This is a genomic window from Micromonospora sp. NBC_00330 (assembly GCF_036136635.1).
In the GTDB taxonomy this organism is placed as follows: Bacteria; Actinomycetota; Actinomycetes; order Mycobacteriales; family Micromonosporaceae; genus Micromonospora; species Micromonospora salmantinae.
This window is the reverse complement of the sequence record NZ_CP108012.1, coordinates 1,174,683-1,187,613: the sequence shown is the minus strand read 5'-3', so window position 1 is coordinate 1,187,613 and position 12,931 is coordinate 1,174,683. Positions and strand designations below refer to the sequence as shown.

Here is a 12,931-nt window from a genome sequence, read left to right as displayed (position 1 = left end):
GTACGCGGTGATGGTCTGCCTCAGTGGCAGAGCGAGCGCCCCGTCGCTGATCTGCCGAACTTCCACACCTGCCCAGCTCGTGGGCGCAGACGGCCGGGCTGGATCTCGGGTTACTCCTGCGGCGCGATCAGCCGGTCGTCGGTGACGTCGTGGACCGTGATCGCCTCCACCGGGCACGAGTCGGCGGCGTCGAGGACGACGTCGGCCGGGGCGACGACGTCGGCCAGCGGCGCGGACAGACCGTCGACCAGGCGGAAGTGCTCGGGCGCGGTACCGGCGCAGATGCTCGTGCCGATGCACCGGCTCGAGTCCACCCCGATTCGCCAGGCGGTGCTCACCAGGCCACCGGCATGCCGAGCAGGCCCCGCACCAACATGCCCCGCTTCCACTCCAGCTCGGCTTCCGGTACGGCGAGACGCAATCCGGGCAGGCGTGTCACGAGGGTGGAGACGGCGACCTGCAACTCCATGCGGGCCAGCTGCGCGCCGACGCAGTGGTGGACGCCGTGCCCGAAGCCCAGGTGTGGGTTCTGCTCACGCTCGAAATCCAGCCGGTCCGGGTCGGCGAAGACGGTAGCGTCGCGGTTCGCCGATGACAGTGAGCCGAGAACCGGCTCACCTGCCCGGACCAGCACCCCGCCGACCTCGACGTCCTCCTTGGCGTACCGGGCGAAGGATGAGCCGACGCCGAGCGGCACGTACCGCAACAGTTCCTCGACCGCGGCCGGCACCAGCGACGGGTCGGCCCGCAGCCGAGCGAGCTGCTCCGGGTTGTGCAGCAGGACGTAGACGAAGTTGGGGATCTGGGTCACAGTGGTCTCGTGGCCGGCCGCGAGCAGCCCTCCAGCCAGCTCCACCAGCTCGGTTTCGCTGAGCCGATCCTGATTTTCGTCGCGGGCCCGCACCAACGCGCCGAGCAGGTCGTCGATTCCCGGCTCGCGGCGGCGCTCGGCGACCAGATCACCGATGTAGCCCCAGAGGTTGTTCAGGTACTCCTGGATCGTTTCCATGGGCAGGGAAGTGGTCGAGACGATCGTCTCGGACCAGATGTGGAAGCGGTCGCGGTCGGCGTACGGGACCCCGAGCAGCTCGCAGATCACCTGGATCGGCAGCGGCGTGGCGACGTGCTCCACCAGGTCGGCCGGAGGACCGAGCCGGACCATGTCGTCGACCAGTGCGTTGGCGATCTCCTGGGTTCGGGGTCGCAGCGCCTCTACCCGACGTGCCGTGAACGCCTTCGCCACCAGGCGGCGCAGCCGGGTGTGATCGGGCGGGTCCAGGGTCAGCATGCCGCTGTACTGCTGGCGCGGGGTGAGCCGGGGCTCGTCGCGCTGGACGGCCGGGGCGCGGCCGAACCGCACGTCGCCGAGGACAGTGCGGACGTCCTCGTACCGGGTGGCGAGCCACGCCTCCTCGCCGTAGGGGAGCTTCACCCGGGTCATCGGCTCGTTCTCGCGCAGCTCGCCGTAGGTCGGGTCGACGACGAGGCGGTCGGGCACACTGAACGGGTACGACCGGGCCGGCGGAACGGTTCGGCTATCGGTGGTCTGCGCGCTCTCCGTCATCCGGGTTCCCTTCGTCGAGACGGCGTGATCCTCGGGCCGGCACCAGGTTCGTGCGGCGCCGGACTGCCAACGTCCAGGACGTGCGGACAGCGCACATCGACGCTCAGTAGTCTGTCGATGTCGGATCGTAGCGGCAGATATCGATGATCGCCATGGAGGCCGGCCCCCGCCGGGGTGCGGCAACAAAGCCACACCCCGGCGGTGACGTTCATCGGGACTGGTCCCGGATCAGCAGCCGAGCCGCTTGCTCGAAAGGGCGATGTCGTCGATCCAGAGGTCGAACTCGCCCGGCGTCGTGCCGCCCTGGTAGAGCTGCCAGCCGATCTTCACCGTGTCGACGGTCGGCAGGACGAAGGGAACATCGTTGCCACCGTGGTCGCTCGTGGAGGCTGTCAGCTCCGGGTTCGCCACGCCGTCGATCCACACCGCGACGCGGTTGTCCGCCGCGTCGAACTTCCACTCGAAGCACTGCCAGGTGTCCTCGACGACCGGGGCGGACTCCCGCCAGTTGGTCCAGTCACCGGTCGGACCCCCGTCGGCGCCGACTCCCCAGAAGGTTCCGGGGACCGTGGGCGCGTACTGCCCGCCGACCGGGCGGACGACCTCAGCGCTGCCGGTGCCGGTCGCCTCCACCAGCGTGAAGTGCGCCCAGTCCGGGGCCGTGGGGAAGGCGTCGACGCGCAGACGCATCCGGCCGTAGAAGCGGTTGCCCGGGGCGGTGAAGTCGTCGACGCGCAGGAAGGCGCGTCCGTTGTCGACGGTCTGGATGTGCAACACCTGGTTGCCACGACGGGCACGTTCGACGGTGAGCGTGCCGTGGCGGGTGTCGACGCCCCAGTTCAACGTGCTCGGCCCTCCGAGAGGCAGTCGCTCGAAGTCCTCACAGAAGAGCAGGCCACGGGGGCACGAGGGCGGGGAGGCCCCCGCTGCGCCGGCCGGAACGCTGCCGACCGCGGTGCCGAGGATCAAGGCGGCGCTGAACACCGCCAGAAAACTGCGCATTGTCATCCTCCAAGATGGCTGGTCCCCGACCACAGGGGCCGGGCCAGCAGGAACTGTCCGGCCGTGCGACGCTGGGTGCTCCCGCCTGCCCCGTTGCGGCGCGGTTGCCTCCGCGCTGCGGCGATCCGAGCTATTCCGGCACGCCGCATCAGCTACAGCCACATTGATGGACGTCATCATATGTGAAGGGCCTGGCTTCGGTCGGCCGGCAGTGGACCGCCCTGTGGCGTTGACTCCGAGGCAGGAAAGCGTAACGCTGTGGAAGCGCTCCCATCGTCGAGCTCCTATGCGAAAGGAATGCTCGTGCGTCCCACCACCGCTCTACTCCCGGTCGTGCTCGCCACGGCCCTCGGCGGTCTGGCCCTGCCGGAGCCCGCCCTGGCCGCGGCCGGCCCGGCGCTGGCCGTGAACACCACCGCCGCCCGGCACCAGATCAGCCCGTACGTCTACGGCATGAACTTCGCCGACCAGGCCCTCGCCCGCGACCTGCGGCTGCCGGTGCACCGCTACGGCGGCAACGCCACCACCCGCTACAACTTCCGTGTCGACACCACCAACCGCGCGTCGGACTGGTACTTCGAGAACATCCCCAACGACAACCCGAGCCCGGCCGACCTCCCGAAGGGCTCCGAGAGCGACCGGTTCGTGCAGCAGAACAAAGCCACCGGAGCCGCCACTGTCATGACGATGCCGATGCTCGGCTGGGTCGCCAAGGACCGGTCGCGGGCGTGTGGCTTCAGCGTCGCCAAGTACGGCCCGCAGGAGTCCACCGACACGTGGGCACCGGACTGCGGCAACGGCAAGAAGCCGGACGGCTCACCGGTCACCGGCAACGATCCGGAGGACACCAGCGTCGCCGTCGGTCCGGAGTACGCCACCGACTTCGTCAACCACCTCAAGGGGCAGTTCGGCGCCGCCGCCGACGGCGGGGTCCAGTTCTACAACCTGGACAACGAGCCGGACCTGTGGCACTCCACCCACCGTGACGTCCGTCCGACCGGGCTGGGCTACGACGAGCTGCGCGACCGCACCTACGAGTACGCCGCGGCGATCAAGGCAGCCGACCCCGGCGCGAAGACGCTCGGTCCCGTCGGCTGGGGCCTGAACTCGATCCTCTATTCGGGCCTCGACCAGGACACCTGCTCGCGCACCGGCTGCTGGTCGAACCCGCCGGACAAGGCCGCGCACGGCGGCCAGGACCTCGGCCCGTGGTATCTGGACCGGATGCGCGAGTACGAGCAGCAGCACGGCACACGCATCCTGGACTACTTCGACGTCCACCTCTACCCGCAGCAGTCCGGCGTACTGGGCGAGGCGGCCGGCGACGCCGACACCCAGGCGCTGCGACTGCGCTCGACCCGCCAACTCTGGGACCCGACCTACGTGGACGAGAGCTGGATCAACAGTCCGGTCCGGTACATCCCGCGCCTACGCGAGCTGGTCGACCAGCACTACCCGGGCACGAAGATCGCAATGACCGAGTACAACTGGGGCGCCCACGGGTCGCTCAACGGCGCGCTCGCCCAGGCCGACGTCCTCGGCATCTTCGGCCGCGAAGGGCTCGACCTGGCCGCCCTCTGGACCGCACCCACGGCCGACCAGCCGGTGGCCAACGCCTTCCGCGTCTTCCGCAACTACGACGGCAAGGGCGGCGCGTTCGGCGAAACCTCCGTCCAGGCGACAAGCGCCGACCAGGGCAAGCTCGCCGTGTACGCCGCCGAGCGCAGCGCCGACAAGGCTCTCACAGTGGTCGTGGTCAACAAGACCGGCGACGACCTGACCAGTCCGGTCGCCCTCACCGGCGCCTCCGCCAGCACCGCTCAGGTCTACCGCTACAGCGGGGCGAACCTCGCCGGCGTCGTCCGGGAGGCCGACCAGCCGGTGACCGCAGGCGGCCTCACGACCACCTTCCCGGCCAACTCGATCACCCACCTGGTGCTGCCGCGCGCCACCACGCCCGCCGACACCCAGGCGCCGACCGCCCCGGGCAAGCCGACCGCCGGCACGATCACCGGCGACAGCGTCACGCTGGCCTGGACGCCGTCCACCGACGACACCGCTGTCACCGGCTACGACGTGCACCGGGTCGACACCACCGGCACGGTGAAGGTGGGCAACGCCACCGGCACCACGTACACAGTGACCGGCCTGACGCCGGACACCCCGTACACCTTCGTGGTGACCGCCCGCGACGCGGCGGGCAACGTCTCGGCGGCCTCGCCCGGCCTGACCGTGCGGACCGCGCCCACCGCCCCGACCGCCGCCTGCACGGTCGGCTACACGGCCAACAGTTGGCCGGGCGGCTTCACCGCGACCGTGACGATCAAGAACACCGGCACCACCGCGATCGACGGTTGGAAACTCGCCTTCGACTTCCCCACCACCGGCCAGAAGGTCGGCCAGGGCTGGTCGGCCACCTGGAAACAGAACGGGGCGAGCGTCACCGCGGACAGCATGAGTTGGAACGGCACACTCGCCCCCGGCGCGTCCACCAGCGCTGGCTTCAACGGCACGTGGAGCGGCACCAATCCGGCGCCAACCGCCTTCACCCTCAACGGTCAACGCTGCGGGTGATCTGAGAAACCCCTACTCCGTACCGACGACGTAGGCCGGAGGGGTCCGGGGCGCAGCGGCACCCGGCCCCCTCGCTTCCGAGCGAGGGGGCCGGGCCATGCTGCGCCTACAAGGCCCCCGTGGTCTTGCTCAGGAAACTGGCGAGTTGGCCATAGTCGACGTCTTGCCCTTCCGTGATGTCGACGGTCTTGCGTTCACCGTTTCCCATCGACCGCAGGAATCCCTTCACCTCGGGGATGTCCGTCGCGTTGAAGACCATGAACGAGACCTTGGACTTGGCTACCGCGATGACGGCAGCGTGATGGCCGTTCTTGAAGTAGTGCGGCTTGCCGTACTGAAGCCGCTCCTCGACCCCTGGAACAGTCTCGTCGATCATCGCACGCAGTTTTTCGCATACGTCGATCTGCCACGGCTGGGTCTTGTTGATGTACTCGGTGACGTCGTCGTTCACGGTCATCCCCTTCGTGGCGCTCATTGAATGTCGCGTGTGTGGTGGACGAGGGTGCGGCGCCGCTGCGCTCTCATCCTTCACCGCTTGGGACCCCGGGCTCCTGCCCCCACCCGGCGAGCTCCTCCCCGGCCGGAGCGTAGGGATTGAGCCTGTTGCACGGGAGACGGGCGGGCATCGGTGGCGACCACGCATTCCACCACTCACCGGACCACACAGCACTGACGCAGCGTCGGCCATGATGGTGCGATGGCCGTCACGCATCACGCCCGAGCGTCGAAGCGCGAACTCGAGGTGCTGGTCATGCTCGGCGCGCACCGGTCAAACGCCGACATCGCCGCCATGTTGCACATCTCCGTACGGACCGTGGAGAACCATGTCTCCTCGCTGCTGCGAAAGTACGGCGTGGCCGACCGAAGGGCGCTCGGTGAGCTCGCCGTCCAGGTGCAGGCGGGGGCGCCGGCACCTGGGAGGCTGGCCGGTCTGCCACCGGCGCTCACCACCTTCGTCGGCAGGAGCGCCGAGCGCGAGCACCTGGTGGAGACGCTGCGCGACGCCCGACTCGTGACCCTCGTCGGACCCGGCGGGATGGGGAAGACCCGGCTGGTGGGCCAGATCGCCGAGGCGGCGGGACCCTTCTTCCCCTCCGGCGGCGCTTTCGTGGAACTCGCCGCGGCCCGTGACGGGTACGTCGCACAAGCAGTGGCCGCCGCGCTCGGCGTGACTGAGCGACCCCAACAGGCGCTCGAGGACGCTGTGGTTGAGCGGCTCGGAGAGAGTCGATCGCTGCTGGTGCTCGACAACTGCGAGCACGTGATCGACGCCGTGGCGCGGTTCGCCGAGCGGGTGCTGGCCGGCTGTCCAGGCACCCACATCCTGTCCACCAGCAGGGAACGCCTCGGCATATCAGGGGAACGTGCCGTGCCGCTGGGCCCGCTGCCGCTGGAGTCCGACGCCGAGCGACTCTTCATCGACCGCGCCACCGCCGCGGACCCCGGGTTCGCGGCCGACCCCGCAGTGATCGCCAAGCTCTGCGCGCGACTGGACGGCATGCCGCTGGCGATCGAGTTGGCAGCCGCGCGCAGTGCCAGCCTGGGTGAGACCGGGTTGCTGGCGGCGCTCGACGACCACCTGCGGCTGGTGGCCGGCGGCAGGGGCAGAAACGAGCGGCACCGCTCGCTGCGCGCGGTCATCGGCTGGAGCCACGATCTGCTCGATGACGAGGAACAGGCACTGTTCAGACGGCTCGCCGTCTTCGCCGGCGCGTTCAACCTCGACGCCGCCGCCGCGGTGAGCTCCGTCGGGAACCCCTGCGGCGCCATCGCCGACGTGCTGGGCAGGCTGGCGGACAAAAGCCTGGTCACTGTGCACCACCGAGGCGCCGCAGCTCGGTGGCGAATGCTGCAGACGGTGCGCGCGTTCGCCATCGATCGGCTGGACGCGTCGGGAGAGCGGCCGGAGATCCAGGCCCGGCACCTGCGCTGGGCGGCGGGCATAGCCACCGAGCTCGAGACGAAGCTGGACGGCGACGACTGGTACGAAGAGTTCGACCGCCTCGCCGACGATCTGAGAGAGGCCCTCGCCGTCGCCCCCGAAGGCCCGGGTGAGCTGCCCCACCAACTGGCCCGGGCACTGGCACATCTCGCCTACACACGACGGTTCTTGATGGAATCGCTCGGCCACTACCGCACCGCCGCCGAACGGGCACCCGCCCCGGGCGAAGCCGCAGCAGACCTGCACGCGGCCGCCGCCGTCACCCATGCCATCGGTGACGACGGTCAGCGGCCCTTCGACCTGCTGATCGCCGCAGCGAACCTGGCCCAGTCCGCCGGAGACCGTGGAGCCACGGCGACCGCGCTGGCGCAGGCGGTCACCACTGCGAAGCGGCACCCGGCGGGGTTCGCCGCCGAGGTCCCGCACGAGCGCCTGTGTGAACTCCTCGACGCGGCGAGGTCGGCAGCCGACGGGTCGGGCAACGCCGTGGTGGCAGCCCGCCTCGCCGAGGCAACGGCCTGGGCCGCGGCCTCCTCGCGATCCATCGGTGCGACCTCTGGCCGACACCAGGCCGACCCGACACTCGCCGAGGCGGCCGTGGCGGCCGCCCGGGCCACCGGTGATCCGGTGCTGATCAGCGCGGCTCTGGACGCGGTGGCCACCGCCGACCTCGTGGCCGGGCGGACCGCTGACCTTCGCCGGATCATGGACGAACGGTTGACTCTGCTGCCCGCGATGCCCCGGCACGACCCGAGCGCCGCACAGGAAATCATCGACACCTACCGGATGGCCCACCTGGCCGCCCTCGGCGGCGGCGACCTGCCGGCCGCTCTGTCCATCGGCCAGCAGACCATGGACGACGACCTCGCCGGCAGTTCCTATCATTCGGCCGCGCTCCTGCTCACGCCGCTGGTGCTCAGCGGACGCTTCGACGAGGCACTACGGATGGCGGGCACCGCGTGGGAAGGCTGGCGGCGGGCCAGCCGGCCACGCACCGGCACGATGTCGCCGCCGATGGCCGCTGTCGCCCTCGTCCACGGGCTGCGTGGCGACGACGAGGGGTACGCGCTGTGGCGCTCCCGAGCGATCGACGTCATCGGCGAGCTACCCCCGCACCCCACGTTCCTGACGATGGTCGACGCACGGCTCGCCCTGCACGCCGGCCGCCTCGAGGACGCCGCCGCGCTCGTTCGTCTGGCATTCAACGGCACCCGCAGCTGGTCTCCGCCCTACGCACAGGCGGTTGGCGCCGAACTGGCCGTCGTCGCCGGGCTTTCGGACGCTCGAGCCCTGCTGTCAGCCGCCGAGCGGCACGACAACGCGTGGGTCTCCGCCTGCACCGCACGGGCCCGAGGCCGCCTTGACGGCGACGCCACAGCTCTCGCCGACGCCGTCGCGGGGTGGGAGCGCATCGGTGCCAGGTTCGAGCGAGCCTGCACGCTCCTGTTGTTGCCCGATCGTTTCGCCGAGGGCCAGCGAGACCTCGCCGCCCTGGGTGTCAGGGTTCCGGTTCACTGAGGCGGGATGCTGGCTCGCGACCCTCGACACTCCGGCCGGCCGCTGTCCGACCAACCGGGCGCGCGTCCAGAAGATCAGGAACGATTGTTCTTGACTGGTCGTTCCCGAGCGAGTGCCCCTGCGTCGGATGTCCGACGAGCGATCAGCACGGCGGCGACCGCAGCCGCGGCCCAGACACTCAACCGCACCGGCCAGGCCATCGCGCTCTCCGGCGGCGGGGGCAACAGCACCATCTGCAGCGCCGCACCGGCGGGAACAAGTAGGACAGCGAGCGTTCCGACCGGACCAGAACGCCGGATCAGCGCCCCGACAGCCCCGAGCAGAGGGCCGAGACACACGCTGGCGATCAGCCAGTACCGGGTCGCTGTGTCCCACCATGTGTCGCCGTCGAAAATCACGTCCACGCCGTAGTACGCAATGGTGGCGGAGATCAGCGTGCATCCGCCCGCCAAGGCGCCGCGCAGCACCCCCGCCGCCAGTCGTACGGTCCGACTCACCAGCCAGCCCACCAGCACGGCCACCGCCGCCCAGGCCCATCCGGCGTCGAGGATGAGACTGGCGAACTCCGCGGCCTGTGACCAGCCGCCCCGCTCAGCACGCGCGGTGCCGACCTCGCCCAGCAGCACCGGCACGTGATTGACGATCGAGTCGACGGCACCCAGCACCACACCGGCCGCCGGACCGACCACCACCCACCACAGCCCACCACGCCACGAGATCATCGCAGTCATTGTGCCGGGACCAACCCTTCTCGTCGGCCCGACCACAGTTCGCCCGGGCACCATCAGCGGCAGACTTGCGCGCGGGCCTCTGCGACAGCGTCGGCAAGGGCTTGCACCCCGTCGGTGAGGGAGCGTTCGGTGAGGGTCGCGTAGCCGAAGATCAGCCCGCCGGGTTCGGCAGGGGTCAGTCGGTACCGGGAGACGCCTTGCACGACCAGTCCGCGCCTGGCGGCGGCAGCTACGACCAGGGCCTCGTCGAGGTCCTGCGGGAGCCAGGTGACGACGTGTTGGCCCGCCGCGACACCGACCGGTTCCAGTTCGGGCAGGCGTGCGCGCAGCGCGGCCAGGAGTGCGTCGCGGCGGCGGCGGTAGACCGGGCGCATGCGCCGTAGGTGCCTGTCGAATTCGCCACGGGTGAGGAAGTCGGCGAAGGTCAGTTGGTCGATGACGGGCGAACCGCGATCGGCCCGTACCTTGGCCGCCGTGATGTCGTCGACCAGGTGTGACGGCGCAAGCAGCCACCCTAGACGCAGCCCTGGCGCCAAGGTCTTGCTCGCCGTGCCGCAGTAGACGACGGAGTCGGGTGCCAGCCCCTGCATGGCGCCGATGGGCGAGCGGTCGTAGCGGTACTCCGCGTCGTAGTCGTCCTCGATCACCACGGCGCCGCGACGCTGCGCCCAGCCGATGACCCGGGCCCGTGCGGTGGCCGACAGGACGCCGCCGGTGGGCCACTGGTGCGAGGGCGTCAGCACGACGACGTCCGCGTCGGTCCGTTCGAGCTTCTCGACGAGAATGCCGTCCGGCCCGACCGGGACGCCGATCACGTCCAGGCCGAGGGCGGCCGCGACGAGGCGGGCGTCGTCGTCCGCGGAGGGGTCCTCGACGGCCACCCTGCGGGCGCCGCGCGCCGCGAGCACCTGGAGTGTCAGCGCGACGCCTTGACCGTAGCCACTGCAGATCACGACGTTTTCCGGGCGTGCCGATGTGCCGCGAACCCGGCTGAGGTAGTCGATCAGGGCTGCGTGCAGTTCGGGTACGCCACGCCCGTCGAGGTAGGCGAAGCGTTCGTTCGGCGTGGTGGTGAGGACCGTTCGCACCGAACGCAGCCAGGCGGCCCGGGGGAACGACGCCACGTCGGTGCGGCCGTACCCGAAGTCGATCCGGGCCGCCGGCCGATCCCCGCCGCGCCGACCCGACGACGGCGGAACCGGCTCGACCGCGACCTGGGTGTAGCCGCCCGCCCGACTGGTGAGGTAGCCCTCGGCGACGAGTTGCTGGTAGGCCTCGACCACGACGCCGCGTGAGACTCCCAGATCGGCTGCGATGGTGCGGGTGGGCGGCAGGGACGTCCCGAGACGCAAGCGGCCGGCCCGGATGCCGCCCCGGATCGCGGCGGCTATCTGCCGGTGCAGCGGTTCGGCCGCGGACCGGTCGACGTGGATGAGCAGGTCCTCCGCCGTGCTCGAATTGGTCCTGATACGGCCCATGGAATCGGACCTTACCGGCTGTACCGATTTCGGTCAGGCTCAGACGTATGCCGACAACGACCAGTCCCCGCTTCGACGGCCGCCTCCTCACCCCGGGTGATCCGGGTTACGACGCGGCCCGCACCGTCTGGAACGCCATGATCGACCGGCGCCCGCGGATGATCGTGCAGGCCGCGAGCGTCGCCGACGTGGTGGCCGCGGTACGCCTGGCCCGCGAACTCGACCTGGAGATCGGGGTGCGCTGCGGCGGGCACAACGTGGCCGGCCTCGCCGTCCCCGCGAACGGCCTGATGATCGACCTGACCCGGTTGAGCGGCGTTCGGGTCGACCCGATCCGGCGACGCGCCCGCGTCCAGGGCGGCGCGCTGCTCGGCGCACTCGACCGGGCGTCGCAGCCATACGGCCTCGCCACGACCGCCGGCAACGTCTCGCACACCGGGGTCGCCGGCTTGACCCTCGGCGGCGGCATGGGCTGGCTCGCCCGCCAACACGGGTTGGCCTGCGACAACGTCGTCTCCTACACGATGGTCACCGCGGACGGGGAGGTGGTGACCGCGAGCCGAACCGAGAACCCCGACCTCTACTGGGGCCTGCGCGGCGGGGGCGGCAACTTCGGCATCGTCACCGACTTCGAATTCCACCTGCACCACACCGGAACGCGGACCCTGGTCGCCGAGTTCGACTTCCGCGCCGAGGACGCCGTACCGGTGCTCGAAGGCTGGCGGGACCTCAACGCCGCCGCGCCGCGGCAGGCGACCTTCACCGCCGACGTCCATAGCACGGCCAGGGGCCCTGTCGCCACCGTCGGCTTCGTGTGGGTCGGCGACCCGGCACAGGGTCACCGGTTGCTGCCGGCGCTGCGCGCGCTCGGCCGCCCGGTCGCCGAGCGGGTCACCACCCCTTCATACCTGGAACTGCAGCAACGCGACGACAGCGTCGGCGGCCACGCCTACCGCCGGTACTCCAGCGCGCACTACCTGCGGCAGTTTCCCACCGCCGCGATCGAGGCGTTCCTGCTGCGCGGCGCGTCGGACCTGCACAGCGAAGCCCACCTCGCCAACGTCGGCCTGCAGGCGCACGGCGGTGCCATCGCCGACGTCGCGGACGCCGAGGCGGCGTTCAGCCACCGCGGCACCGCGTTCGAGTACGGTGCCGGCTCGCGCTGGACCGCGCCATCCGAAGACGACATCCGAATGGCAGCGGCTCGCGGTGCCGCAGCCGCGCTCGACCCGTACGCCGACGGCGTCTACGTCAACTCGCTCGCCGCCGACGAGGGGCAACGCGGGGTACGCCGCGCATACCCGGCCGACAAGCTCGCCAGGCTCACCGCACTCAAGACGATCTGGGACCCGCACAACGTGTTCCACCTCAACCACAACATCCGGCCTCACAACCAGTGACACAGCCGGCTGCTCCTGACCAGCCTGGTTACGGGCTGCGTCAGAGCGTCCCGGCCACGAGCCCGAGCGTTGCCACTGCCGCCCAGGCGGTCAGTCGTCGTCGTCCTTCTTCTTGTCGCGGTTCATGGCCAGGTCGAGGGCGAGGACGCTGCCGATGATGAGCAGAGGGTCGACGCCGGCGGTGACCTGCACGGCGTAGGTGTCCCGGATCGTCAGCCACCGCTTGGAGACCGAGGCCACCTCGGTGCCGCCGCGTTCGATCACGTACTCGTGGTCGAGCAGGTCACCCTTCATCTCCAGGTCGTCGGGCCCCGGCACGTCGATGGTGAACTTGTCGCGGAACGGCGTGAGCAGCTTCTTGCGGACCTCTGCGGCCTTCTCGCCGCCGATCCGGATCTCGTACGTGGGACGCAGCGCCACCAGATGCCGGTGCAGCGTGGCGACCTCGTGGCCGGAAGCGTCCTCGATGACGACCTTGTTGCGGACGCTGAGCACCTTGCCGTCGACATGGAAGACCTTGGTGCCGTGCTCGTCGAGCACGTCGAAGTCGTCGCCGATCGAGAAGAACCGCTCCTTGATGACAAACATGATTCGATTCTCCCCCACCGCGCACGGAAGTGCCGGCCGAGCACGGCCGGGCCTTCCCGCCACTCCAGCCGCTGCCGCCGCAGTTGCAGCCCGGCCGGCGGGCCATGACGAGAGGGCTGGTGACGCGGTCAGTC

The 12,931-nt window shown here is 70.4% G+C and carries 10 protein-coding genes; 3 read left to right on the top strand and 7 right to left on the bottom strand.

Features of this window, described 5'->3' with window-relative positions; genetic code table 11:
• Positions 1-110 precede the first annotated feature (110 nt).
• The 3 genes from OG598_RS05285 to OG598_RS05275 all read right to left on the bottom strand — a co-directional run bounded on the left by OG598_RS05285 (position 111) and on the right by OG598_RS05275 (position 2,566).
• The gene (locus tag OG598_RS05285) at positions 111-338 is read right to left on the bottom strand and encodes a ferredoxin (protein ID WP_328653294.1); all 228 of its coding nucleotides are present in this window, start codon (positions 336-338) and stop codon (positions 111-113) included.
• Positions 335-1,564, bottom strand: a complete 1,230-nt coding sequence (locus OG598_RS05280; protein WP_328653293.1) for a cytochrome P450 — start codon at positions 1,562-1,564, stop codon at positions 335-337. The genes OG598_RS05285 and OG598_RS05280 overlap by 4 nt, the downstream gene beginning before the upstream one ends.
• A 228-nt stretch (positions 1,565-1,792) precedes the next feature.
• The gene (locus tag OG598_RS05275; RefSeq protein WP_328653292.1) at positions 1,793-2,566 is read right to left on the bottom strand and encodes a hypothetical protein; all 774 of its coding nucleotides are present in this window, start codon (positions 2,564-2,566) and stop codon (positions 1,793-1,795) included.
• A 303-nt stretch (positions 2,567-2,869) separates the two neighbouring features.
• On the opposite strand from OG598_RS05275, the gene OG598_RS05270 reads away from it, so the two are divergent.
• The gene (locus OG598_RS05270) at positions 2,870-5,140 is read left to right on the top strand and encodes a glycoside hydrolase family 44 protein (RefSeq protein WP_328653291.1); all 2,271 of its coding nucleotides are present in this window, start codon (positions 2,870-2,872) and stop codon (positions 5,138-5,140) included.
• Positions 5,141-5,246: 106 nt separating this feature from the next.
• Here OG598_RS05270 and OG598_RS05265 read toward each other — a convergent pair whose 3' ends face one another.
• Complete coding sequence (locus OG598_RS05265; RefSeq protein ID WP_328653290.1) at positions 5,247-5,591, bottom strand: DUF1801 domain-containing protein; 345 nt, start codon at positions 5,589-5,591, stop codon at positions 5,247-5,249.
• Positions 5,592-5,837: 246 nt separating this feature from the next.
• On the opposite strand from OG598_RS05265, the gene OG598_RS05260 reads away from it, so the two are divergent.
• On the top strand, positions 5,838-8,600 hold the full coding sequence (locus OG598_RS05260; RefSeq protein ID WP_328653289.1) for an ATP-binding protein: 2,763 nt from the start codon (positions 5,838-5,840) through the stop codon (positions 8,598-8,600).
• A 74-nt stretch (positions 8,601-8,674) separates the two neighbouring features.
• On the opposite strand, the gene OG598_RS05255 is transcribed toward OG598_RS05260, so the two are convergent.
• Together OG598_RS05255 and pdxR are read right to left on the bottom strand one after the other, a co-directional pair.
• A complete protein-coding gene (locus OG598_RS05255; protein WP_328653288.1) occupies positions 8,675-9,322 on the bottom strand; it encodes a hypothetical protein in 648 nt (215 codons plus the stop codon).
• A 62-nt stretch (positions 9,323-9,384) separates the two neighbouring features.
• On the bottom strand, positions 9,385-10,809 hold the full coding sequence (gene pdxR, locus OG598_RS05250) for a MocR-like pyridoxine biosynthesis transcription factor PdxR (RefSeq protein ID WP_328653287.1): 1,425 nt from the start codon (positions 10,807-10,809) through the stop codon (positions 9,385-9,387).
• 47 nt (positions 10,810-10,856) lie between these two features.
• Between pdxR and OG598_RS05245 the strand changes: the two genes are divergently transcribed.
• Complete coding sequence (locus OG598_RS05245; protein ID WP_328653286.1) at positions 10,857-12,209, top strand: FAD-binding oxidoreductase; 1,353 nt, start codon at positions 10,857-10,859, stop codon at positions 12,207-12,209.
• A 90-nt stretch (positions 12,210-12,299) separates the two neighbouring features.
• On the opposite strand, the gene OG598_RS05240 is transcribed toward OG598_RS05245, so the two are convergent.
• Positions 12,300-12,815: an LURP-one-related/scramblase family protein gene (locus OG598_RS05240; protein ID WP_328653285.1), complete on the bottom strand. Its 516-nt coding sequence runs from the start codon at positions 12,813-12,815 to the stop codon at positions 12,300-12,302.
• Between the last annotated feature and the right edge of the window lie 116 nt (positions 12,816-12,931).